This is a genomic window from Agrobacterium sp. OT33 (genome assembly GCF_017313365.1).
GTDB classification, from domain to species: Bacteria; Pseudomonadota; Alphaproteobacteria; order Rhizobiales; family Rhizobiaceae; genus Agrobacterium; species Agrobacterium rhizogenes_A.
Window position 1 is genome coordinate 1 of record NZ_JAFLMZ010000016.1, and the last position, 24,328, is coordinate 24,328.

The window sequence follows — 24,328 nt, forward strand, 5'->3', positions numbered from 1 at the left end:
GGGCCTGAGGCTGGAGATAGCGTCGGGGCTGTCGGGCGATACGACGACTTCAGGTAAGGTGGCTGCGCATCCGCCCGTAAAAAGCGGCAGGGCAACCACCAGGAACAAACGTTTCATGGTGAAAATCCGGGAATAAGATCATGGTTGCGCCGATTTTGTTGCTCGACTATCGACATAAGAAATTACACCCAACTGGCGTTGCGTTGAGCTGTTCGAGGGCAGAACCGGGTGGGGCCTTGTTTACAGTGCCCAGACTCATTCACAAATCCACGGGCTGCGGTGATCGCGAGATGGCAAAACCAAAGGAAGACACCGCGCTTGCGCTTGGCGAACTTTTAACGCTCTCTTCGCTGATGGTGCCCATCTTCTCACGATAGTCGCCGCCGCTTATCTGCCGCGGACCAAGTCGGCTCATCTTGAGATGTCCGCCAAACTCCAGGTATCAGGGTACAACACCGCAGCCGTGGATTGTTGTTAGCGACGGTTGCGAAACCGTCGCGCTTCTTCCTCTGGGCGGGAATAGGTGACGGTGTTGTAACGGCTGTTTGTCCGTTCAACGACGCCGTTTTCAAGTAAACGGAACGAGACGTCGGGATTGGAAGTGGAGATAACGGTATCGCCAAGCTCGCCATGCCCCCTGACAATAGCATTCAGTTTCGATGTTCCTTCTGGCAACGGCTCGAATGCCATTACTGCCGAAGTCCCCGAAAAGAGAACGAATGATACGATAGTAAGCGTGGTCTTCATGATGTATCCTCTTCGAAGCCGTTGTTGTGCTGCTAAAGGACATTGGGACAAGCCATTGTCGGCCGCTTTTCGCTTACTTTACATTTTTGTAAGGTGAGGTCGCGTTGCCGTTAGTGTTATGAACAATAACCGTCTCATGCATTTGTGCTGTCTTACAGGCTGCCCCACTTTAGAGGCTGGTGCTTTATTAGAGGCAATGCATGAAGATTCTTCTTATCGAAGACGATCAGAGAACGGGCAGTTATGTCGTCAAAGGCCTGACCTCGGCCGGTCATGTTGTCGATTGGGTAGGAGATGGCAGAGAAGGCCTAGCGGCTGGTCTGGACGCCGCATATGATGTACTGATCGTCGACCGCATGGTTCCGGGATTGGATGGCCTGACGTTAGTCAAAAGCCTACGCGCGGCCACCATTAGAACTCCGGTGCTGTTTCTCACGGCGATGAGTGATGTGGATGATCGTGTCGAAGGTTTGGAAGCTGGTGGCGACGACTATCTAGTGAAGCCTTTCGCCTTTTCGGAATTGATGGCGCGAATGAACGCGTTGGTGAGACGTCCACCGATAACGCTGGAGAAAACCAAGCTGCGAGTCAGCGACCTTGAGATTGATCTGGTCAGACGGACCACTATACGTGGCGAGACCACGATTGATCTCTTGCCCCGTGAGTTTTCTCTGCTGGAACTCCTAATGCGAAACGAAGGTCGAGTCCTCACCAAAACCATGTTGCTGGAGCGAATTTGGAATTTTAATTTCGACCCTCAAAGTTCGGTCGTCGAGACGCATATCAGTCGACTACGAGCAAAGATCGATAAGCCCTTCGAATTCCAGTTGCTGCATACCATTCGCAACACGGGTTATACGCTGCATGGCCGACGGTAGTTTCTTCAAAAGCTCAGCGGTACGAATTACGATCATTTACATCTCCTTCTTTGTCATCTCGTATCTTGGGGCGAACATCATCGCATCCAAGATGGTGCTGAATTTTCTGAATGATCATCTCAATTCCATTGTGATGGAACGCTACCGTGAGATCGAGACGGCTTACGAGGATCGCGGGCTTTCTGGGGCGATCGATATGATCAACAGCCATGGCCCTGCAATTCGAGGTGAGGAGACCATCTATACGCTTTGCGATTCTTCGGGAGTCGTGATTGCCGGGAACGCTACGTTGCTCGGTTCACCGCTAGGATTTTCTACGTTCTCTCCCAGTGGGCAACGCGGCGGCCAACCGAGTTACAAATTATTCCGTGGACGATTGGGAGAGAATGATCTCGTCGTCGGTATCAGCTCTGGAGGCAGTGACGAGCTTGCTCGGATCGTGCTAGTCAGCTTGGGTTGGACGACAGCCATCGTCTTTGCTGTTGGATTGGGTGGGGCTGCTGTACTGCGATATCGTACCAGGCGTCGGATATCTGTACTTACGAAGACCGCTCACGCGATTGGTCATGGAGAACTGTCAAGACGCCTCCCAATTTCTACAAGAAAGGACGAAATAGATATTCTTTCAAGCGAAATTAACGTCGCACTCACGCGATTGGAAGTCAGCGTTACGGGTATGAAGCAGGTGACAACCGATATTGCCCACGACTTGAAAACACCTATCAGCCGGACATTCCTTGTGCTGGACGAGGCGTTGCAAGCCGAGACTGTCGGGGATGCCAAAATTTCCGTTGAGATTGCGCTTGCTGAATTAGGGTCGATTGCTGATACTTTCGATGCACTCCTAAGAATTGCACGCATTGAGTCGCGTAATCGAACCACCAAGTTTGCGATGATTGACCTCACGGGGCTGTGTCGCGACATTTACGAAACCTATGAAGCAAGTGCCTGCGAGGAAGGGTATCGACTCAATTTTAAAAGCACGCCTGCCTGTTGTTGTGTCAACGGTGATATTGATCTCATTCGACAGATGTTGGCAAATCTTGTCGCCAACGCGATGCATCATACCCCTTCCGGTTCCTCAATAACTATCAATGTTTCGCAGGAACGGGGAGCCATTTGTCTGGCGGTTTGCGATGATGGACCGGGAATACCGGTGGCGGAGCGACACCGTGTTTTTGACCGGTTCTATCGGCTGGAAAAGAGCAGGACTTCGAATGGAACCGGCCTTGGCCTCAGTTTGGTAAAAGCTATAGCAGAGCTCCATGAGGCGAAGATAGAGCTTAAGGACAACGCTCCCGGATTGGCGGTCGTAATACACTTTCCAAACTGTTGACCCTATTGCGAAAAATCTCCCGATGTCTTCGATGAGAGTTTTCGACAACCCATGGCAATCATCGTGATCGACGGCTGCTGGCATGGACATTCCGCAACCTTCTGGTCATCCCCATCATATTCGGGCATTCGGACGAAAACTTGGACTATCAGGGAGGTGGTTCATGTATTCCTACGAAGACCGGATGCGAGCAGTTGCGCTTTACATCAAGCTGGGCAAGCGTGCGAAAGCGACCATTCGCCATGGGCTATTCATGCAAGAATGCGCTGAAGGGCTGGTGCTGGTGACCTGCCACTGAACTTTCACCCAGCGGCGATTAGAGCCTCGACGGTTTTCGTTACGCCAATTGGCGCAGCGTTGGAGCCGGTTGCGGCGATGGTCCCGGCATAGGCTGCCGGGGTGTGGTATCTGAGCGACGAATGCGGCCGGATGTATTGTAATCGTCGACCCACTTGGAAATGGCACTGCGGGCGTGGCCGAGCCCGAAGAACAAGCTCTCGTTCAGCAGCTCGTTACGCATGCGGCCGTTGAAGGATTCGATATATCCGTTCTGCATCGGCTTTCCCGGTGCGATGTAATGCCATTCGACACGTGTCTGTTGGCACCATCTGAGAATTGCCATCAAGGTCAGTTCGGTTCCGTTATCCGAGACAATTGTTCGAGGTCGTCTGCGTCGGGCCATGGCGATATCGAGTTCCCGCGTAACACGCAGGCCCGAAAGGGTTGTGTCGGCGACCAGCGCCAGGCATTCTCGGGTAAAGTCGTCGACAATGGCTAAGACGCGGAACCGCCGTCCATCGGTGAATGCATCGCTGACGAAGTCAAGGCTCCACTGCTCGTTGGCCCGTGACGGCAGCGCGATGGGCCGTCGCGCTCCCAAGGCCCGCTTACGGCCACCACGCTTACGAACCGCAGGCTTCTCTTCCCGGTAGAGGCGATGCAGCTTCTTTAAGTTTATGACAATACCCTGCCGATCCAGCATCACATGGATACGGCGATAGCCGAAGCGGCGGCGCCCGGACGCAACCTGCCTCATGGCCTCCGAATGGACGCATCGTTCGGCCGAACGCTGGAATATCGCACATTAGACCGATCAACGGACAGGATCGCACACGCCCGGCGCTGGTTCACGTCGTGCTCCTTGCAGACATGGGCCACCGCATCTCGCCTTGCGCCGGGCGTCACCATCAATGGGATGGTCCGCCTCGTCCTCCTGCCGCATCATGAGGCGCCCAAATCGAAGGAGGTTGCAATGCCACAGCGCAATATGCCGCGCCCAGCGGCTGCCTACGGAATTGATATTGGCAAGAACATCTTTCATGTTGTCGGCCTCAGAAGCGATGGCGTCCCAGTCCAGAGGGTTCGTTTCCGACGCGACACGCTGCTACAGTTCTTCGAGCGTGCGGCGCCGGCGATCGTAGGGATGGAAGCGTGTGCAGGATCTCAGTGGATTGCCTGTAAGATACAGGCGCTTGGACATAAGGTGCGCTTGATCCCCGCGCAGTTCGTGAAGCCCTACGTAAAGTCGAACAAGAGCGACATCATCGATGCGGAAGCGATCGCTGAGGCTGCCACACGTCCAACAATGCGATTTGCTGCACTCAAGAGCAAGGAACAAGCCGACCTTCAGGCTTTACACAGGGTCCGAGATCAGATGATCGGAACGAGAACGTGTCTGATCAATCAGATGCGAGCTTTCTACCTCGAATACGGGATCGCACTGCGCCAAGGCGCGGGCCTATTCAAGGTCGACCTGTCGCAAGCTGTCGAAGATCAATCCAACGATCTCTCGTCGGCAATGTGTAAGCTGCTTGCAGACCTGTTTGCCGATCTGCGCCAGTTGGAACGGCGTATTCCCATCACTTGCACGGGCAACGAAAATGTCACCGCCATGCGGTTCATCTTCGACCGGACCACGCAATGGGCTGGTCGTTTGGGTGTCTCTTGGCGGCGCAATCGACGCGCTCGCATCACCGGTTGATTACACGACGAACAGCCAAGCGACGGCAGGGCCGTAAAGAGGAAAAGAGCGCGGGATCCCATCATGTCAGTCCCGATCTTCGCGCGGTCGCGGTCGGATTCCAGTGCAGGGACCACGGGGTCCCGCCGGCGTCGTCGCGGAACAGATTTGCGCTGATCGCCTGGAGTAAAGCGGGATCGTCGGGCAGCACGGAGAGATACTTGTCCGCCCTCTCGCCGGTACGCTTCCACGCAGCTCCGATCTCGGGACCATCATTAGTGCCGTGATGAGTGCCATAGTCCGGTGCGTTCTCGGCATCGGATGGCTCGGCCGGAACGATGGTGCGTTCCCGATAAAGCGTGAGCATGTGAACACGCCCGGTAAAACCTCGACTTTCAATCTGGAAAGCCAGATCGGGTCCGATGGGGCGACCTAGCTCGATCAGCGGCTCGTGACGCCTAACGCATCGGATCGCGCTCCGGCCGGCTTCGGCCACAGGTACGCGACGCCATGGACAAGCGGCGCGAGCATCATATCGAACAGGGCGATGCCACCCGAACGCAGGATGGTCGCATCTTCTACCAGCGCAGCCTTCTCGCCACGCTGCGCGAGCGCGAAGTTGCCAGCGTCGGCGCGGAGATCGCCACGAGCAAGGCGTTGCCATTCCGCGCCGCCACGGACGGCCACAGCGTGAGTGGCAAGTTCACCGGCACCGTGCAACTCGCCAGCAGCAAGTTTGTCATCGTCGAGAAGGTGCGCGAGTTCATTCTTGTCCCATGGCGGCCGGTCATTGACCGCCAGCTTGGCCGTGAGGTTAAGGGCGGTTCGGTGCCGTGGCAGTTGTGGCGGAGTAAAGGCATCTCAATTTGAAGCAGATAGGACTACTGAGGCTTGTTGCTATAATTGAATGAAATTTTTTTGGGCAAGTCATCAATGGCCTCAAAAGCCGGAGAATAAAAATCCGAATGGTGACGCTAAAGCTACCTTCTCCCCGAGCCCCCTCGTGTGAGCCGACCTTGAACGTCTGACGCAAAATGCCACTTTATTGGCGTGTCGTCTACTCCCAACAAGGAGGCAATCACCGTAACTATCGCGACGCTCTACTCGCTAAGTGCGCTTGTGAGCAGCAGCTGCATTGCAATGGGATTTGCGTTTCAAAGCGCCAATTCGTTGCGGATTTAATTACGACAGCCGAGGAAACATGGTAACCAACCGCCAAATCATTCTGTCGAGGCTTCCGCAAGGCAAGCTTTCTGCAGATCATTTTGAGATACGTGAAACTGAACGTCCTGTTCCGGCAGAGGGAGAAGTTCTTCTCCGAACGTTGTACGTGGCTTTAGATGCCGCAAGTCGAGCGTGGATGCACGGGGCCACGTATCGGGCCGGCCTTGCGAGCGGCGATCTCATGGCCGGCATGTCGCTGGCAGAAGTGATCGAGTCGCGCTCATCCAACCTGGCGCCTGGCGATCTTGTCTTCACGGAAACGGGCTGGCAGGTTTTTGCCGTCGTCCCGGCACAGACCCTTACCAAGCTACCCAGAATTGAGCCGTTGAGCCATCTGGTCAGCATCTACGGCGTTCCTGGTCTCACGGCCTATTTCGGTCTGCTGGAATGCGGCCAACCGGAGCCGGGTGACACGGTCGTCATATCCGCCGCCGGTGGTGCGGTTGGCTCCATTGCCGGTCAGATCGCCCGGATCAAGGGTTGCCGTGTCGTTGGTATTGCTGGCGGCCACGCAAAATGTGCTTTGTTGACGGGGGAGTTGGGCTTTGACGCAGCTGTCGACTACAAGGCCGGTAATCTCCTGGAAGATCTAAAGTCTGCCTGCCCAGACGGTATCGATGTTTATTTCGATAATACCGGAGGAGAGGTGCTGGATGCCTGCTTGGCCAATATGGCACAATATGGGCGGATCGTTTGCTGCGGGGCAGTTTCCCAATATGATGCGGGTACTCCGGGTGCTGGCCCAAGCGGTTTTCCGGGTCAGGCTATATTGAAGAGCCTTACCATCCGTGGTTTCCTCCTGTTTGACTTTCTTGGGGAGCAAGAGCGCGTAATCTCCGAACTAAGCGGCTGGGTCAATACAGGTCAGATAGAGGTTTGCGAAGATGTTCTGGAAGGCTTTGATTCTCTCCCGAGTGCCTTGGTTGGCCTGCTTGCAGGAGAAAACGTCGGCAAGAGAATGGTAAAGGTCTTTTAGTCGTCATCCGCCGCGTTTGCCTTGCCGGCCCCAAGCGAGCGGTGACAAGTTCGCGGATGGCTGATTTCAAGAGTTTTCCGGTGGCATTGTGGGGAAGTTCATCAACGATGATGACTTCGTCCGGAATGCTCCACTTACCAACCTTGCCGGAATAGAGCGAAACCATATCGTCGTATGTGAATAGCGCATTGGGTTGCAGCTGCACGACGAGAACGGGCCGCTCTCCCCAACGTTGATCCAGTTTCGCAACCGCCGCCGCCTCTTTCATTGAGGGATGCGCCTGCGCACTGTTTTCCAGTTCAATTGAACTGATCCACTCTCCGCCGGACTTGATCAAGTCTTTGGTGCGATCAACGATCTGAACGATATTGTCTGCATCGACCGTGACGACATCATTCGTGTCAAACCAACCATTGTCTTCATGTGTAGAGTTTTGTCCATTGTCAAAGTAGTCGGATGCAATCCAGGGGTCACGAACCAGCAGGTTGCCCATAGCCTTGCCGTCACGTGGGATGGGTTTGCCGTCAGCGCGGTCAACACGAATTTCCACACCGTAAATCGGTCGGCTCTGCTTGGTCAGATTGAGCGCTTGCTTTTCCGACGAGAGATTCTGATGTTTTGGCAGTTTTGCTGATACCAAGCCGATAGGGCTCGTCTCTGTCATGCCCCACGCATGTCGTACCATGATGTTTCGGCTTTGGAAGCGGTTGATCATATCGAGCGGAGGCGCTGACCCACCTACGGCAATTCGTTGAAGGCTGGAAAAGGACCGAGCATTTGCATCCATCCAGTCCAGCAGCGCCATCCAAACGGTCGGGACACCGCCGGCAATTGTGACGCCTTCGCTTTCGAACAGAGAATACAGGCTTGCTCCATCGAGATTTGCGCCAGGCATGACTAGCTTGGCCCCCACAATCAGTGCCGAGAAAGGAATACCCCAAGCGTTGACATGGAACATATCTGTGAATTCTGCCCTCGGTCGCGCGTGAAACAATTTCTGTATCACCATGGTTTTCGACCGCATGATCCAGTATTGATGAAATCAACAGGGGAACATTCATCATCATACCGCGCAGTGCTGTTTCCTCCTGGTTTGGTGAAGTAAGTTGTAGTGCAGAGCCGGAGGTCTGGACGGTCAGGTTCAGTCGATTGACGCTTGCAGGTGCCTGTGTCGTCTCAGCGTATATCCGCCGGTAAATTTTGCGCAGCGATCCGATGGATTTCTGTGCGCAGCATCGTCAAAATCCACGCCACATCGGCAGTTGCGGACGGGATTGCCTGCCTCAGCGCAACAAAACCGTGGACATTCCCTTCTGCTTCGTGAAACCAGACGTCTACGCCTGCTTCCGCCAGCGCTGTCGCATAAGCCCGTCCCTGGTCGCGAAGTGGATCAAGTCCTGCAGTGACGACAATGGCGGATGGTAAGCCGTCGAGATCTGCAAGTACCGGTGAGGTACGGTGGTCTTGTGCATCAGCGCCATAGCACGTGATAAACCAGTCCAGCATCGGTGCGGTCAGCAGAAATCCTTCGGCAAATTCCCTGGCACTCGGATAAGGGCGACTGATATCGGTGGCCGGATAAATAGGCGCCTGTATCAGTACCGGCACTTTAGCCGGACGATCTCGCAAGGCGAGCGCACTGACGATTGCAAGATTCCCCCCGGCAGAATCGCCAACGAGAATCAGTCCGGACACATCAAAACCGAGTGCCGCCGGGCTTTCGGCTACCCAGCGCGCGGCAACCTCGCAATCATCTGGTGCAGCCGGCCATTTCGCCTCCGGCGCCAACCGGTAATCAATCGCGACGACCGGAAGATCGAGCGAACGCGCCATCTCTGCGCAGAAACCGGCGTGAGAATCAAGATTGCCAATGACAAACCCGCCGCCGTGAAAGAAAACGACCGTCGGCGTTGGGTCTTCCCTCTTCTGTTCACGTCGATCATATATCCGCGCAGGGATAAAACCAGCTGCAGCCGGAATGGCGAGGTCGCGTATGACCGGCAGTTTCTCGATAGGCAGGTCGGTAAGGCGTATATCCTCAAGAAAGCGGGCACGTGCCTCCTGAGGCTCCATTTCGTACAGTTTTGGACCCGGTATGCTGTTGGCATTGTCCAGGAAGTTCTGGACGTCTTGCCGAATGACAGGCGGAAATACGGCGTCGCGGACCATGGCCACGGCCTCCTCTACGGCTGTTTGTGTGGGACGCGGTGCGGCCAGAATGATTGCGCGCATCCTTTCAGGTGGTCGGGCCTATAGCCCAATGTTCCGTGGCGATCGCAGGACTCACTCGAAGACGAGCGGCTCCGTGGCAAATTCAAGCACCGCAAAGGCAGCTTTATCCGCGTTATATTCCTGGGTGTGACGCCAGGGGTCGCGATTGCCACTCTTTGGCAGCGTGTCACCGGCACGAACAACATAACCGGGGCGCCACTCCTCGGTGTCGAGGAACGGCACAAACTTCATGTCCTGGTCCTCTTCCCGCAACTTTGGCACCACTGATTTGAGGTCCTTCTCGTGCATCTCGTTCAACAGCCTAGTGACAAGGTCGCCGACGAGCTCCGTTCTCATCGTGTAGGAGGCAGATCGAAAATAACCCGCTATCCAGGCAAGATTGGGTATGTCGGTGAACATAAGTCCGCGATATGTGACGGTCTCGGTGATGTCGAGCAGATCGCCATCCCTGGCGATCTCGATGTCTCCAAACGGATTGATATTGAAACCGGTTGCCGTGATGATGACATCCGTTTCAAGCAACTCACCGGATTTCAGCAAAATTCCGGATTCAGTAAGCCTTTCGATTTCACCTGTGACGACATCTGCCTTGCCGCTGTTGATCGCGTTGAAGAAGTCGCCGTCCGGAATCATGGAGACCCGCTGGCGCCATGGCTTGTATCGGGGGATGAAGTCGTCTGGCAGGGTTCCCCCTAACGCCTCCCGGACGCCGTCCAGCATTTCCCTGGCGGCGACCTCCGGGTTGTCGAGACTATGGCGCACCCACATGCTGTGCTCCTTCTGGAGCTGCTGCCGCAAGATTTCGTGAATCCATTCCTTGGGAATGTCCAGTTGACGCAGTTGCGTCGCCAGAGGATATTCGTTCGGCGATGCGAAGTAATAGGATGGAGAGCGTTGCAGCTGGACGACATGTTCAGCTTCTTCAGCAAGGGCAGGAAGCAATGTGGCGGCGGTAGCTCCGGATCCGACCACTACAATCCGCTTGCCTGTATGGGCATAATCCTTCGGCCAGCGCTGCGGGTGTATAATATCGCCCCTAAAGTCGTTCAGGCCCGGCCAAGCAGGTATGTGCCCTTCAAGATGGCGATAATATCCCTGGCACATCCAGAGGAAATTGGCCTTGATCGTCACGATGTCGTGGTTGGCCGTTCTAACGCTGGCGAACCAGCAAGATTTTGTGGTCGACCATACGGCACGTAATACCTTATGGCCGTAGCGAATATGCTCATGCAGGCTGTAATCGCCGATGACATCATTCAGATAGTCGAGGATCGCATCGCGCCGGGCGATCGGAGGCCCTTCCCACGGTTTGAAGTTGTAGGCATAGGTAAACATATCGCTGTCCGATCGCGCTCCTGGAAAGCTGTTCGACCGCCAAGTGCCGCCATGGCCATCCAGAGCGTCTAGCACTGCGAAGCTCGCCCAGGGGCAGTCCCTGACGAGGCGTGCCGCAGAGCCGATGCCAGATATGCCTGCTCCGACAATCAAGACGTCAAAATGCTCGATTTCTGGCCGATCATCGTTAAACACGCTCAGCACTTTGGTACTTGTTTGCTCGTTCATGTGCTTCCTCCCATCGTCAGGACGAACCAAAAATCACTCAAGCAACCTCCAGTGCTTCAGCTATGATTGGTGGATTGATCTACTGACGTTCATAGACAATAGAGTTCATCAGTCCGAAACTGCCAGTTGGCTTCAGGCCAAAAAGGTGGCATTTTGAGCCAATGGAGAATTCACTGCTTCATCTGCCCATGACGACGAGTTATCTGCGTCTTGCGTACCGCGCCTACGGGACGGAAGACGAACAGATTCTGGCAGGTACTAATTTGACGGAAAGCGATCTTGACGACCCTCAGACAGAAATCAGCCTTTTCCAGCAGGTCCGGGTGATCGACAACATGATCGCGCGCTTTGGCCCGGGTTTTGTGTTCCTGAAGCCGGAGATATGGAACACCTCTATCCATGGAGCCGTCGCAATCGCTGCTATTTCGGCGCCAACAGTCGGGGACGGGATAGCAGTGTTACCACGCTACGGCCCGGCTCGAACACCATTCCAGCGAGGAACCATCAGACCACTGGGGGCATACATGATACTCGACTGGGAGGTCACGGTTCCCCTAACCGAGGCGCAATGGCTGCCAATGATGGAGGTTAATTTCCTCGCGATCCGATCCGTAGTCCGTGCCGCTTTGGGCACTGAGGCTCCCGAACTGGAATTCACATTTACCGTGCCCGCCCCTCCTTACGAAGCCCGCGCCCGTGAGGTTCTCGGTGGGAAGGTGCAATATGGTAAGCTGGTCAATCGGGCGAAATTTCCACGATCCTGGTGGCCGATGCGGTCGGTCACTGCTGATCCTGTCCTCTACAAGAGAGCGGTCGATGAGTTGGAGTTCGCCGCGCAGCGGCGACGGGAGAATCCTGTGCAGTTTCTGGCGCGGATAGAGCGAATACTGCAGTCGGCGCCGGACGGCCGTCCAAGCGCGGATATGGTAGCCGCCAGCTTGGGTGTATCGCGACGAACGATGGTACGGCGACTTCGAGAAGTGGGGGCGGGCTTTCGGGAACTGCTAGATAGCGAATTGCGACGCCGAGCCATACAATACAAAGATGCCCGGCTCCGCCGCGACGATATTGCCTCACGATTGGGATACGAAGATCCCGCAAGCTTCAACAGGGCCTGGCGGCGCTGGTTTGGCTCTGTCAAAAGCCTCGAAAAGTCCGGGAAAGAATGGTCGGGCGATATCACCTGAGACCGTTTAGATCGCGACTGGTCAACGCGGCGGACTTTGCGCGTCTGTACTGAGCAGGAGTGTAGCCGAGTGCACGTCGGAAGACGGTACTGAAAGCCGCCTCCGACAGATATCCGACAGAAAAGGCTATCTTTCGCACATCGCTTTCTGTCGACTGGAGTAGATCTGCAGCGAGTTGCATGCGCCAGTTGGTGAGATAGCCGAGCGGCGTTTGACCGACAACATCGCGAAAGCGCACGGCGAAAGTCGTTCGGGACATGCTGGCGAGCCCGGCGAGGTCGGCCACTGTCCAACGTCGCGCAGGTTCCGCGTGCATGCCCGCGATCGCTCGAAAAAGACGCACATCCGCGAGTGCGCCCAGCCAACCTGTCTGATCCACCGACGATTCCAGCCAGAGCCGCAGCACTTGCAACAACATGATATGTGCCAGATGCTCAGCCATCAGGCTGCTGCCCGGCGAGTTTTGAGCCAATTCCACCGCGAGTTGTTCCAGAGACCATCTCAGCACGCTTGCCTCTCTGACGTCTCCTCGAATGTGAAGCACAGAGGGCAGCGATGCAAACAGGTGATCAAAGCGATCCTGCTCAAAGGAAAAGCGTCCACCAATCAGATGAAAATCCCCACCGCCATTGCACGTCGCCATGCCGTTTTTGGCCCCTTCGTAGATTGATGCCGCCCCCATCGCAGGCAACCCAAGATTATTCGCTGCAACAAAGGGATAGCCGCGGGTAAACAGTACACAATCTCCGGCCTCAATCCGCCGTGGTTCCGCTTCACCCTCAACCATGAGCCAGCAACTGCCCTTTATCACCGCGTTGAACTTTACCCCTTCGTGAGCAGGGAAGCTGATTGCCCAGTCCCCGCCGGCATCGAGACCCACAGTTAGGGTTCCCTTGGGTTTCAGCAACGAAAGTGCATTTGACAGAGGGTCCATATCGCCAAATCCGAACGATCAAGAAAGATATCCGTACTATTTAGCATGGATTGTTCCATGAGCGCACTCCATCTTTTTCCGACAGGCACAAAATACAGCCAACATCTATTGGAGAGTTTACATGACTGACCATCAAAAGCCGCTTCACTCGGGGTTCGGGACTGATAGCTCCACGGCTGATGTTATTGCCAACATCGACCTTTCCGGGAAACAGGTGATCGTAACCGGGGGACACTCAGGTCTCGGTCTCGAAATAACCAAAGCCTTGTCGAAGGCGGGCGCGGTAGTAATAGTCGCGTCCCGTAATCTCGATGAGGCGCGCGCCGCGACAGACAATATTGCTGATGTCACGGTGGAAGCGCTTGATCTGTCAGATATGAAAAGCGTCAATGCCTTTGCGGAGAAAATCCTCGAACGGGGCAGACATATCGACATTCTGATGAACAATGCCGGTGTCATGGCATCTCCCGAAACGCGCGTCGGACCGGGTTGGGAGATGCAGTTTGCTACTAATCACCTGGGTCATTTCGCGCTGACGAACAGGCTATGGCCGGTCCTGTCCGGCGGTGCCCGGGTCGTTTCAGTTTCATCGGCAGGGCATCATTTCTCGCCGATCCGTTGGGATGACCTGCACTTCGCAGGCGGCTATGACAAATGGGTTGCCTATGGCCAATCCAAGACCGCCAACGCGCTCTTTGCATTACGCCTTGATCTGTTGGGAAGAAAAGAAGGTGTCAGAGCCTTTTCGGTGCATCCGGGAAATATTGCAACCCCGCTTCAACGTCATCTGACCATGGAGGAAATGGTGGCGGCCGGCTGGATCGACGCAGAAGGAAATCCTCTTATTCCACTTAAATCACCGGAACAGGGAGCCGCTACGGCAGTATGGGCAGCAACGACGCCACAGCTTGAAGGGTTCGGCGGCCTCTATTGCGAGGATTGTGATGTGGCTATTCGTGCCGACGATAGTACGCCGCCACTGGTGGGGGTAAAAGCATATGCCGTCGATGAGAACGAAGCAGCACATCTCTGGGAAATCTCCGCAGAGCTGACGGGCATGAATGCGTTCGGTAGTCAGTAATGAAAAGAGAAGCGGCAGAGTATTCTATCACATAGGGAGCGCGAGTTGGATGGTAGGCGAATTGTAGCAAGCTCAAATTGTAGGTGGTCATTGTGCAGGTATTCGACACGACTGCTTATTCGCCGACAGCGTGATATGAAAATGATGCGGCGAAGGCAAACAAAGAACGGAATGCCAAGCAAACTGCTGAACGGCCAAGTTCCAATGGTTGCGCTGATCCAGACGCTTGCCGTTGCGGAATATCTCAGCTTCCATCGTGCCGCTCTGGCGCTCGGCACCAGCCAGTCGAGCGTCAGTGCCCGTATAAAGACCCTGGAGGAAGACCTTGGCATCGTCCTCTTCGACCGTAACACGCGCGGCGTCCGGCTAACCAAAGCCGGGCGCCGCTTCGTCGATCAGGTCCCCGCAACCAAATGATCTCTACGATCCAGATGGCCCTACAGGGGTGCGTTTCTGGCTGCCGGAGTTGTCGTAGGGTTTCGTCCGGTCATAAAGACACGCCTCTTCGTGTCTGCAAGGATAGCTAGGATCGCGGTGGACAGAATAGCAACGCGTATCTGGAGGTCTATCTCAAAGGCAGAGAAATCAGGAAGCAAGGCGCGCTCCCAAGGCGCGAGCGCTAAAAAACTCTAATGTAGTTGTCGGCTCCTTACTATCGACTCAGTCCAAGCCCTTGAGACCGGTTGAGTTGCTGTTTCAGCGTATGGTCATGGGCCAGCTCGGCATGGCGTGTACGATCCACAATGCGGGCGATTGTCCTGATCTGCGCGGCCTGTTTTGCGAGTTCCGTGCGTGTCTCAAGCTCCCGGGCGAAACTGCGAGGATCGGAACTGCCAAACCGCCGCGTGAGTGCTTCGGCCACCAGCTTGGCCTCATCAAGCGCGGCTTGCCCCTCAGGTAACGATCGCAGCTCCGCGATAAACTTGCCCCGCTTCTCGACTGGCGTCTTTTCCACCTGGGCGATGATTTCGGCGCTGCGCGGCGTGAGGCCAGGCACCTCGATCACATCACGCTGTTCGCGCTGCCATTGTTCGCTCCCGCGCTCTTCTCCAAGCCGGCGCTCCCATGCCTCGGAGACATGGCCAATATGGGCAGAGAGAGACCTGGCATAGTGCAGCGCCTCTTTCCGCTCCCTGTTGTTCCCGAACACACCCGACTTGCCGCGTAGCTCCCCGAACCGCTCCGGCTCCTCCGCCATGGCCTTTGCCATGATCCTCCCGTTGCCTTCCTTCTCCGTAATCGCGGTGCGCAGTCTCGTGGCGACCTCGACCGGATCATGGAACACGTGCCGCGCGACAGATTCCACCGTGTCGAATCGCTGATCGATGATGGACATCGCTCTTTCCCGAGCTATTTGTTCGATGCTGCGTTCGTAGCGAGTGATCGTCGGCACCAGCGGATTGGGCTTACAGGGTTCCAGCGGCGATTGCTGGCCGGCAGCTCCTGTGGAGGCGAGGACGGCGCCGTCTTGCGACATGAGGTCGGACCACCGAATGCGGCGATAACCTTTGTTTTCCTCTTTCCGGTCGTCCGGCCGACCGTCATCGATCTTTGGAGCGAGATCATGGAGCGGATCGTGCTGGCGAACAGGGCCGGCGAGATCGCCTGCAGGTTCCTCGTAAACCTGCTGACGCTCTGATGGCCGGTCCTGCTGCTCCCGTTGCAGATGGGCTGCACGGGACAAGACCTCTTGGCGCTCATCTCGGGCGGAAGCAAGTTCAATCTCGCTCCTGACCCCGAGCCGCTCCGCTATACCCCGCCGCTCGGCAAAATCCCTGATGTAATCCAGCGTGGTTTCCTTCGCGCTGGAACGCGACAGGCGGCTTGCCAGCTTCTGGTAGGCGAGTTCATCACCCTTGACGACGCGCCATGCATTGCGCTCGGCCTGCGTGCCGTCCGGAAGCGTGACCGGCGTGGCGCCTTCATGCTGAAGGCCAATCCTGTCCCCGATCTTTGGCGAGGACTCCTGCATGGCCCGCTTGAGATCGACGCCCCACATTGTGCGCCGCTCGCCCGTGTCATTCTCCAGCGTCACGAAATAGCTCTCGCGTGATTGCGGATTATGGTCGTAGGGCGCAACGCCGTGATCAACCAGCCGGCCGGCATTGGTGAACTCCCGGCTGTCGGCATGGAGCTGCACGCTGTCGCGGTGCCTGGTCATGGCGACATAGGTCAGATGCCGATCCATGGTGCTGGACGCTAGCACAAAGGCGCGATCGACCGTCGCTCCCTGGTTTTTATGGATCGTCGTCGCATAGCCGTGGTCGATCGCCTGGTAGCTGTCTGTTGGAATGCTGACACTGTCGCTTCGACCATCGAGCCGGGCAACGATCCGCCCCTTCTCGACATGCTCGACGGTGCCAAGCATGCCGTTTTTGACGTCGAGGTCGCGGTTGTTTTCGAGAAAGATAATCCGGTCACCGGGGGCGAAGGCGCGTTTGCCGTTACTGGTCTGGAAGGTCAGTTCGCGGCCGTCGTCACTATCCCCACGGTCTCCACGGTCCGCACCGGCGTTCTGCCCGCGGCTGCGCTCGAGCCTTTGCCGGTTCTGAAGTTCGGAACGGATTGCGACATTGAGGGCGCGCACATCGGCGCGGCGATGCGCCATGGCAACCCGGGTGCCCTCGGCATGCTTCTCACTGTCGGCAACATAATCACACACGATCTGCGCCATCGCCGCGTCGCGGCTTTCCGCAAAGTGGATGTCGCCGTGATCCCGGTAGGCGGCAAGGCCCTCGGCCGTCTTGTGGGTCGCAAAGGCAACCGACGCTTGCCTTTGCCAATCATGGCGCTGGCGGCGAATGTCGGAAAGTTCGGCATTGCCGATCTGCTCGGCAATCGCCCTGAAGGGTGCACCGGCGCCGATTGCCTGCAACTGCTCATGGTCGCCGACAAGAACGATCTTTGCACCGCGCTCTTCAGCCTCGCCGATAAAGCGGGCAAGCTGACGGCTCCCGACCATGCCGGCCTCGTCAATGACAAGCACGTCACTGCTGCCGATCATGCCCCGGCCGTGGTTCCAACTGTAAGACCATGACGCAAGGGTGCGGCTTTGAATTCCGGAACTCTCCTCAAGACCCTCGGCTGCCTTTCCCGCAAGTGCCGCACCATGGACCTGATACCCTTGCGCCTCCCACGCTTCACGAGCGGCTGCAAGCATGGTGGACTTTCCCGCACCAGCGAACCCGACCACAGCCGCGATGCCTTCAGGCCCCGTAATATGTTTGATCGCGTGACGCTGTTCATCCGATAATCCTGTTGACGGATCGCTCGCAGCAAACGTTCCGCCAGAGCTTTTCCGGATAGAGCGATCCTGCCTCTCCATTGCACGCGCGACATGACGAGGATCGACGCCATGGGAATGCGCTTGATGCAACCGCTTCGCCGATCGCGCCATTGCGAGTTCCAGATCAATCATCTCTCGCGTCGAATAGCGCGCACTGGAAACTTCGCCTGTCTCAGGATCGATGCGCTCAGCCTGGAGTTCCACAAGCGCTGGCGACGCCACGACAGCCGCAAAGGCGTTCTGGAACGTTTGGGCGTCATCGTTGATGTAGCGATGCAAGGTTTTGGCAATGTCGTGCCGATCGAACACGCTCTTCTCATTGCTGATCAGCGACAAAACCTGTTCCGGTTTTTGGCGGATCAGCGCGGCATTTCGCCGTGCTGCCTCGTCATCCAGCCGGCCGCGCTCGACTGCCATTCCTTGCTGCTGCATCTGTGAGGCATGCACGCCCATATGTTCGGTCGGCGACAACTCAAGACCGCGCTCCACATGCGATCGATGATCAATGCGAACGTCCAGGCCTTCGCGCTGAAGCTGACGGTTGGCGATGCCTTCCCATGATTGCCGGATATCGCGAAGCTGCATGTCGGTTGTCGCCATGCCATTTGCCAGCAGCCTGGCGTTCTTGTGCTCAAGATAAGTTTTCTCGCCAAGGCGGGTTCTGCCAACCTGTCGCGTCGTCATCAGCACATGCGCATGGTAGTTCCTGATGTCACCATGCTCACTTGGCGAATGGATTGCAAAATCCACGGCCGCGCCATAGCGGTTTGCCAGATCCTGGGCAAAGGCGCGTGCAGCCTTCAGTCGCCCTTCTGGCGAAAGCTCATGCGGAAGCGCGATTTCGAATTCGCGGGCGACGCGGGCATCCCTGCGCTTTTCTGCAAACTCGGCAGCGTTCCACAAAGCCGAACGATCCAAAGCCCAGTCGGCAGCCACGCCTTCCGGCAGCACGATCTCTGTATGCTCCACGCCCTCTTTGCGGGTGAAGTCATGAACAAGGCCATCGCGATGATTGGTGAGCAGAACCGCGCAACGGTAGGCGGCGGACGCGACAGCACTGCGGCCGGATGAGCGCGAGACAGGTTTGGTGCTGAGATGATAAATCGCCAAACGAAATCTCCGGTCCTCAACGGGGAAATTCAGCGCTCAACTGCGCGGCAAGTCGTAAGTGCGCCCTTGTCTGTTTGCCGACAGCAGGGTTAGCTGCAGCGAACAGCCATTTCGACTACTAAAAGTAGTGGTCGCCAATCGGTCATTGCTCGTGTTTGAATAGGGAATCAAACGCATCAGTCAGCGAGATCGATATGCGCAGGCTGATCGCACGACTGATCGGGGACAAGGGAGCTGGACGAGCGGAAGAAACCATTGCAGACGCGGCTCAACAAACAGGAGGGTGCGCAGGCAACGCGCCGGAAGATTTTGCGTACAGGAGACAAGCATTCGGTTGGTGGCTACCAAAAATCGGAGTTTCAAAGAACTTTACAATGGCCCATACAGGATACCGTCCAGAAGCGGAGCAGACATGAAGACCAGCCTTGAACATTTGCCGGAACGAAAGCAACGCGAGCTCGCGCGTGTTGTCGGAATTATTCAGGAAGAGTTTGCTGATCTGGTGGAGCGCTCGAAGTCTGACGCCAAGAAGGATGGGCGTATTTATAAAATCATTCTGTTCGGTTCTTACGCGCGTGGCACCTGGGTGGATGAACCGCATACGTCGAAAGGCTACCGCTCGGATTTCGACATCCTTGTCATCGTTAGCAACAAGGAACTGGCCGATCCCAAATACTGGGACAAGACAACAGACCGGCTGATGTGGGACAAGGAGATCGAGACGCCCGTGAGCCTCATTGTCCATGGCGCTCGCGAGATCAGCAATTTCCTGCAGGAAGGGCAATATTTCTTCAGCGATATCCGACGGGATGGCATTGCGCTCTACGAACTTGATGACAGAGAACTCGCCGAGCCGAAAGTTTTGATGCCGCACGAAGCTTTTGAGGTGGCGCGAAAGCATGCTGCCAATCGTTTCAAGGTGATCGATAGTTTCGTGAACTTCTCACTATTCGGCCTGCAAAACAGAGACCTTCCGGGCACCGCCTTTCAGTTGCACCAAGCAGTGGAGCATATGTACGGTGCTCTACTTCTTACCCTTACAAATCACACGCCAGCATCCCATAATCTCAAATTCCTAAGAGGACTTTCCGAGGATCGGGACGTCAGGCTGATCGACGCTTGGCCTCGCGACCAAGCCAGATATGTGAGCTGGTTTAATCTTCTCAATGAGGCGTATGTGAAAGCTAGGTATTCTGAGCACTATGAGATGTCAGAAGAAGGTCTCTCTTGGATGATGGGCCGAGCATCGGTGCTCTACGACATTGTTAAGGTGGTGTGCGCTGAACATCTCCAAAACCTTGAACGGGCCGCGGGACAAGCCGCAAATTCCAGCGACTGAGCTTCACGGGTGGCAGAATAATCCTGAGCTCAAGCAACAGCCGCCGCGGCGTCATGAACCATTGGGTCCAACCTATTCTTTCAATCGCTATGTCGATCTCCTCATAGAAACTGGTCTGTCTTCCAGGAGCGAAGCCGTGGTCAACAGCGGCGGTTCCGGTGTGACCGCAATCGAAAGGAATAATCGTGGCAAGGAAAACCATCGCACAACGCCTGGCTGAACTGGATGCGCAACGGTCCGCGCTCAAGGCCCGGCTCTCAAAAACCGAGCGCAACAACGATATGCGTCGCAAGGTCCTGATAGGGTCACTCGTTCTGCATCACCTTGAGACCTCGAATGATCAGGAGTTCAGCAAACAACTCGGTGCATGGCTGCGTCGCGAACTGCCGGGTTTTTTGACACACGACAATGACAAGGCGCTGTTTGCCGATCTGATCGAACCAGGGCTGTCGGGCACAGGAGAGCGTGGCGACAGCACGCAAGGGTATCCATGAACCGATCGCGACTTGCCCGGGGCGCATTCAAAAACATGATGCGAGCCGCCGCGCGTGATCCGCTTTGGGCATTCCTCGCTTTGATTGCCATGCCCTTCCGGATAGCCAACCTCCATCGTTGCTGTGAGAGAAGGGTGTCCCGGCATGGTTAATGAAGTCTTAACATTTGCAGGCTGAATGTTGCCGGTATGGTCTGGTGCCTGGGCCGTAGCGACCGTTTTCGACACGAGACCAGTTGAAAAAGAGGCACGGAAGTAATACCATCTTCTACGCCGGTATTACAGGAGTTTGACATGACAACAACGGTAACGGCCAAAGGGCAGGTCACCATTCCAAAAGCCGTACGCGAGCTTTTGGGGATTTCGCCAGGGAGCTCGGTTGATTTTGTCCGGGCTGCCGATGGACGGATTGTTCTGGTCAGGGCTGACAAGAAACAGCCACTCACGCGTTTTGCCAGACTGCGCGGACATGCCGGTGAAGGACTGGGTACTGACGCCATCATGGCCCTGACCCGTGGTGACGAGTGACGCTTGTCGATACAAATGTCCTGCTTGATCTTGTGACGGACGACCCGGTTTGGGCCGACTGGTCAATTGAGCAGCTCGAACTGGCAAGCGTTTCAGGTCCGCTGTACATCAATGACGTTGTGTACGCAGAACTATCTGTTCGATATGAGCGGATAGAAGCGCTTGATGCTTTTGTTGATCAGGCGGGGTTGAAGCTCACCCCTTTCCCTCGCGCGGCGTTATTCCTAGCAGGTAAGGCCTTTACCAGATATCGCCGCGGCGGCGGTACCCGTAACGGTGTTTTGCCTGACTTTTTTATCGGCGCCCACGCAGCAATACAAAGCTTTCCCTTGTTGACGCGAGATGTGGCTCGTTACCGATCGTATTTTCCAACTGTCACTCTGATCTCGCCTGAAGCATAGGAATGCGCCGGTTTCGGCATTTGTGGTTCCTCACCGGTTTCAGGGGCAGTTTCGGCTCTGATGCCGCCGGTCAGGTAAGATGTAACGCTTTCAACTGGCTGGTTTGACGAAGCTGATTTCGGTTTTGCTGTCGAGGACGATATACAGGTCCCGGATCATGGCGGCTGCCTGCAGCAGGGCGTTTCGTACCTCCTCGTCGCTGCGCCATCCGCGTTCGATCGACAGGGCAACGGTGTGGAGGTCAACGAGACTGTCACGGCCGGGCCCGGATGGAATACCGATTGTTTCACGCATGTCGCGGATTGTTGTAACTGCCCGTTCGAGCATACGCCGCTTCTGATAGCCGTCGAGGTGATCTAGCCTGTTGGCGTCGCGGATGAGCTCGGCAATGAAACTGTTGGTCAGGGTCATGGGACGAGGGTGCCGGGTCGGCTGACGGGCGTCAATGCCAGACATTGGAGGTGAGTTACAGGCGCCGAAGTTGACGCCAGGCTGTAACGCCGATGCATCACGGTGCATGGGCGCCAAGCTGAGCTTGTTCGTCGAAGGGTTTCTGAAATATTCGTTTTTTATTATGGTTTTGATGGGTATTCCGTAAGTAAGACATGAGGATCGCGTCGTGCTGGCCTGTTGTTTTTGGATGGTCGATTGCCGATTGCAGAAATCTCTCTCTTTAGCATGTGATTGATCAGGTCCCGTGTCTTAGGCTGGAATGATGATTTCTCGCCGCATGGCTCGGTGAATAATTTGCGCGGTCTTTTCGGCTACACCGGCCTGTTCCGCGAAGGCTGGCCAGTTTTCGACCTCCGTATGCATTTCGCGGATAATTTCTTCGGCCTTTTTGGGCTTGAGGTCGCAGAAAATGCCGAACTGGATAAGATCGGACAGCTCGAAATGATCGCGTTTACCGTTCAGGCTCATCTGGTGCTGATGGGTCCAGCTTCCATCCGGATTGTAGGCATAGCTGACGTCGAACGCTGGTGACAGCCGCCATTCGCCCTTTCTATTCATCAGGAAGGCGATGTTCTTGACGTGGTCGTCCTGATTTCGGACGAGAATATTGAAAACCGCTCGGCGAAACTGTTGCTCGATGTCGTAAGCGGGAAGGCCGAGGAGCCGTATCGTCTCGACGGCCTGTTCGTAGGAATAAGCTCCCGCCGCGTTGAAATCATAGTGGCGCAAGGCTGCGAGCGACTGCATATGGAGCTTCTGGCCGTTGGCGGTGCGATCGAAGCGCTGCGTCATGAAATGGGATCGTCCGCCTTCGTGGTGGACGCGGCATTCGGTCATGTCGATGCCGGCGGCGCGAGCCAGGAGAAAGAAGCCGTACTCGATAAGGCCAAAGCCCTGCGGATCGGCCAACTCCTTGTCACGATTGTTGGAGATGCCGTCGAACTTCATGAGCCAATAGGTGAAACCTTCACCGGCTTTGACCTGACCGGATCGGAATTCGCCGGTTTGTTCATTCCATGCAAGGATAGCCTTGGCGCGCGCGCCGCCTGCGGACGTCCCGACGCGCAGGATCTCCTGCAGGGTTTCTTGGTCGTCATCGCCCTTGAGGATACCCGCAAGGTTGGCGCGATTGTTGAGGACTTCGTTGGCGAGTTTAGTCAGCGCATCGATCTCAAGGCGCTGGGATTTGCGCGGCCCTTTGAGGATTGTGGGATGAAACTCGAGCGCACCCATGCCGCGCGTACCGATATAACAAAGGCGCTCGACCGGATTGAAGCTGCCGGGTGCCCTTCCTTGGGTCACGAGCCATGTATCGATCAGAGTGTTGCCGAATTTGTCAGGGAGGGAGTCGGCGATCATGCCGGGCAAACCCTTGAAGGCGTCACGGGGCAAACCGGGGAATTCGTATGGGTCGGGGTGCAGCGGCATCATGATCGGTGCCAGTTCTATGGTGCTTTGGACGAACTCAGGCATGTATTGGAATACGCCGATCGCTCTGTCGTCGAGCCAACTAACTGCGCCGATATCTCTACCCCATAGGCGGACGGTCGCATCCGTCATTACTCATCCTCCTCGGCCCACGCCCAATCGCTGGCTTTTGGGGCTTCTGTCTGCGTTCGTGCGCGCCGCCGCTCGTGGCCGTCATGCTGGACTCGCTCGACCGGTCGAACGTCCGGGTTGGGGAGGATGTCGAGAATGCGATCGCCCAGGTTAAGTGCTCTCAATACGCGGAGAAGGGTATCGAGCGAGCTGTTCCGGCCAGCCTCCAACCGCTTGATGCTCGGTAGCGAAGCTCCGGCCTCCTGCGCCAGTCGTGCTTGGGTCAGGTTGCGACTGAGGCGAACCCGAGCCAACCTGGTGCCTAGATCACGCATGGTTGTTTCGATGCTGCCTGTCGGAGATTTTTTATTAGGAATCATAGGTGATCCTTTATAGCGAAATTCTTGGTAATCGTATCATATGTGATCCGTTATTACTAGGCGTTGCGGCGGAAAGGCATAGGATCAAAAATGATCCCTAATCGATGAATATGCAAATAAAGAAGCACTTATGATCCCTTATTTGTGAATAGTGAAATCAGGGGATTGGGAAATCCGAGCGGCGATGGGCTGCAGGCAGGCAACTGGCTGAATATTCGTCCGCCCGACCGCCGCGGCCCGTAGGGGATTCATCTGCCTGCGTAAGCGGATTTTTGCAGTTATGGATGCTTTGAAAGGCATTCGCTTTGGAATATTTTAACTATATTAATTCAATTAATACATATATTTGTATATTTATACTTTTTAGATAGAATAAATTTCCCATTGATGGATGGGGCGGGTGATTGGGTGGTTGCGGTTAAAATGGGAGGGGACGGCGCTTGCAAAACATATAATTTAGTTAGAGCAAAGCCTAAAACATATAAATAATTGTAAGCGCACCATTATTGAGGAAGGTGAAGGCTTTAATCGGCGGGCAGTCAATTTGGCACTGTGTAAATAGGTGATTTTATATAGATTTTTGCTGTGTGGCGGGTTTGTTTATAGATGAATCCGGAAGGGATCCGATTGGGAGGTGGATTGAAAAGGCGATGAAGATTGGATGCGATCGATCATAATAAC

The 24,328-nt window shown here is 55.7% G+C and carries 19 protein-coding genes and 5 pseudogenes; 13 read left to right on the forward strand and 11 right to left on the reverse strand.

The annotated features are described in order from the left end of the window. Positions 1-474: 474 nt before the first annotated feature. Positions 475-747 carry a hypothetical protein gene (locus JZX88_RS25565; protein ID WP_153045046.1) on the reverse strand — a complete coding sequence of 91 codons (273 nt, stop codon included), beginning with the start codon at positions 745-747 and terminating at the stop codon, positions 475-477. Between the two features lie 200 nt (positions 748-947). On the opposite strand from JZX88_RS25565, the gene JZX88_RS25570 reads away from it, so the two are divergent. The 3 genes from JZX88_RS25570 (at position 948) to JZX88_RS26340 (ending at position 3,259) form a co-directional block, all read left to right on the forward strand. Then, positions 948-1,625: a winged helix-turn-helix domain-containing protein gene (locus JZX88_RS25570; protein ID WP_065116730.1), complete on the forward strand. Its 678-nt coding sequence runs from the start codon at positions 948-950 to the stop codon at positions 1,623-1,625. Beyond that, a complete protein-coding gene (locus tag JZX88_RS25575; protein ID WP_065116729.1) occupies positions 1,612-2,961 on the forward strand; it encodes a HAMP domain-containing sensor histidine kinase in 1,350 nt (449 codons plus the stop codon). Before JZX88_RS25570 ends, JZX88_RS25575 begins: the two co-directional genes overlap by 14 nt. 163 nt (positions 2,962-3,124) lie before the next feature. Then, positions 3,125-3,259 (forward strand): hypothetical protein, encoded by a 135-nt coding sequence (locus JZX88_RS26340; RefSeq protein WP_256436402.1) that lies wholly within the window; start codon positions 3,125-3,127, stop codon positions 3,257-3,259. 4 nt (positions 3,260-3,263) lie between these two features. Here JZX88_RS26340 and JZX88_RS25580 read toward each other — a convergent pair. Continuing rightward, a pseudogene (locus JZX88_RS25580) lies at positions 3,264-4,149 on the reverse strand (IS3 family transposase); the annotation flags it as partial. A gap of 64 nt (positions 4,150-4,213) precedes the next feature. Here JZX88_RS25580 and JZX88_RS25585 point away from each other — a divergent pair. Continuing rightward, a complete protein-coding gene (locus JZX88_RS25585) occupies positions 4,214-4,942 on the forward strand; it encodes an IS110 family transposase (RefSeq protein WP_246753562.1) in 729 nt (242 codons plus the stop codon). 66 nt (positions 4,943-5,008) lie between these two features. Here the strand turns inward: JZX88_RS25585 and JZX88_RS25590 are convergent. Then, positions 5,009-5,288: pseudogene (locus JZX88_RS25590) on the reverse strand (DUF736 domain-containing protein). Between the two features lie 69 nt (positions 5,289-5,357). Here JZX88_RS25590 and JZX88_RS25595 point away from each other — a divergent pair. Further along, a pseudogene (locus JZX88_RS25595) lies at positions 5,358-5,791 on the forward strand (DUF3363 domain-containing protein); the annotation flags it as partial. 331 nt (positions 5,792-6,122) lie between these two features. Further along, entirely contained in the window at positions 6,123-7,121 is a 999-nt protein-coding gene (locus tag JZX88_RS26265) for an NADP-dependent oxidoreductase (RefSeq protein WP_065116727.1), read from the forward strand. Positions 7,122-7,206: 85 nt separating this feature from the next. Here JZX88_RS26265 and JZX88_RS25600 read toward each other — a convergent pair. The 3 genes and pseudogenes from JZX88_RS25600 to JZX88_RS25610 all read right to left on the reverse strand — a co-directional run. Further along, positions 7,207-8,145, reverse strand: a pseudogene (locus tag JZX88_RS25600) (AMP-binding protein); the annotation flags it as partial. Between the two features lie 152 nt (positions 8,146-8,297). Continuing rightward, the gene (locus JZX88_RS25605; RefSeq protein ID WP_065116732.1) at positions 8,298-9,290 is read right to left on the reverse strand and encodes an alpha/beta hydrolase; all 993 of its coding nucleotides are present in this window, start codon (positions 9,288-9,290) and stop codon (positions 8,298-8,300) included. A gap of 114 nt (positions 9,291-9,404) precedes the next feature. Continuing rightward, on the reverse strand, positions 9,405-10,916 hold the full coding sequence (locus JZX88_RS25610) for an NAD(P)/FAD-dependent oxidoreductase (RefSeq protein WP_206915152.1): 1,512 nt from the start codon (positions 10,914-10,916) through the stop codon (positions 9,405-9,407). A 161-nt stretch (positions 10,917-11,077) separates the two neighbouring features. On the opposite strand from JZX88_RS25610, the gene JZX88_RS25615 reads away from it, so the two are divergent. Then, on the forward strand, positions 11,078-12,103 hold the full coding sequence (locus tag JZX88_RS25615; RefSeq protein WP_077767862.1) for an AraC family transcriptional regulator: 1,026 nt from the start codon (positions 11,078-11,080) through the stop codon (positions 12,101-12,103). Here the strand turns inward: JZX88_RS25615 and JZX88_RS25620 are convergent. Further along, the gene (locus JZX88_RS25620) at positions 12,096-13,037 is read right to left on the reverse strand and encodes an AraC family transcriptional regulator (RefSeq protein ID WP_206915153.1); all 942 of its coding nucleotides are present in this window, start codon (positions 13,035-13,037) and stop codon (positions 12,096-12,098) included. The genes JZX88_RS25615 and JZX88_RS25620 overlap by 8 nt on opposite strands. A 121-nt stretch (positions 13,038-13,158) precedes the next feature. Here JZX88_RS25620 and JZX88_RS25625 point away from each other — a divergent pair, with 121 nt between their 5' ends. After that, a complete protein-coding gene (locus JZX88_RS25625; RefSeq protein ID WP_065116723.1) occupies positions 13,159-14,118 on the forward strand; it encodes an SDR family NAD(P)-dependent oxidoreductase in 960 nt (319 codons plus the stop codon). Between the two features lie 204 nt (positions 14,119-14,322). Further along, positions 14,323-14,520 (forward strand): annotated as a pseudogene (locus JZX88_RS25630) (LysR family transcriptional regulator); the annotation flags it as partial. Between the two features lie 250 nt (positions 14,521-14,770). Here JZX88_RS25630 and traA read toward each other — a convergent pair. Then, a complete protein-coding gene (gene traA, locus JZX88_RS25635; protein WP_206915154.1) occupies positions 14,771-18,514 on the reverse strand; it encodes a Ti-type conjugative transfer relaxase TraA in 3,744 nt (1,247 codons plus the stop codon). A 412-nt stretch (positions 18,515-18,926) separates the two neighbouring features. Between traA and JZX88_RS25640 the strand changes: the two genes are divergently transcribed. The 4 genes from JZX88_RS25640 to JZX88_RS25655 all read left to right on the forward strand — a co-directional run bounded on the left by JZX88_RS25640 (position 18,927) and on the right by JZX88_RS25655 (position 21,275). After that, a complete protein-coding gene (locus JZX88_RS25640; RefSeq protein WP_065116721.1) occupies positions 18,927-19,853 on the forward strand; it encodes a nucleotidyltransferase and HEPN domain-containing protein in 927 nt (308 codons plus the stop codon). Between the two features lie 185 nt (positions 19,854-20,038). Continuing rightward, a complete protein-coding gene (locus tag JZX88_RS25645) occupies positions 20,039-20,347 on the forward strand; it encodes a mobilization protein (RefSeq protein ID WP_206915155.1) in 309 nt (102 codons plus the stop codon). Positions 20,348-20,640: 293 nt separating this feature from the next. Beyond that, a complete protein-coding gene (locus JZX88_RS25650) occupies positions 20,641-20,874 on the forward strand; it encodes an AbrB/MazE/SpoVT family DNA-binding domain-containing protein (RefSeq protein ID WP_065116719.1) in 234 nt (77 codons plus the stop codon). Next, positions 20,871-21,275: a type II toxin-antitoxin system VapC family toxin gene (locus JZX88_RS25655; RefSeq protein WP_077767859.1), complete on the forward strand. Its 405-nt coding sequence runs from the start codon at positions 20,871-20,873 to the stop codon at positions 21,273-21,275. The genes JZX88_RS25650 and JZX88_RS25655 overlap by 4 nt, the downstream gene beginning before the upstream one ends. A gap of 90 nt (positions 21,276-21,365) precedes the next feature. Here JZX88_RS25655 and JZX88_RS25660 read toward each other — a convergent pair whose 3' ends face one another. From JZX88_RS25660 to JZX88_RS25670, 3 genes are all read right to left on the reverse strand, one after another. Next, on the reverse strand, positions 21,366-21,686 hold the full coding sequence (locus tag JZX88_RS25660; protein ID WP_065116718.1) for a hypothetical protein: 321 nt from the start codon (positions 21,684-21,686) through the stop codon (positions 21,366-21,368). 291 nt (positions 21,687-21,977) lie between these two features. After that, positions 21,978-23,288 (reverse strand): type II toxin-antitoxin system HipA family toxin, encoded by a 1,311-nt coding sequence (locus JZX88_RS25665; RefSeq protein ID WP_206915156.1) that lies wholly within the window; start codon positions 23,286-23,288, stop codon positions 21,978-21,980. Then, positions 23,288-23,647, reverse strand: a complete 360-nt coding sequence (locus JZX88_RS25670) for a helix-turn-helix domain-containing protein (protein ID WP_077767857.1) — start codon at positions 23,645-23,647, stop codon at positions 23,288-23,290. Before JZX88_RS25670 ends, JZX88_RS25665 begins: the two co-directional genes overlap by 1 nt. Positions 23,648-24,328: the final 681 nt, after the last annotated feature.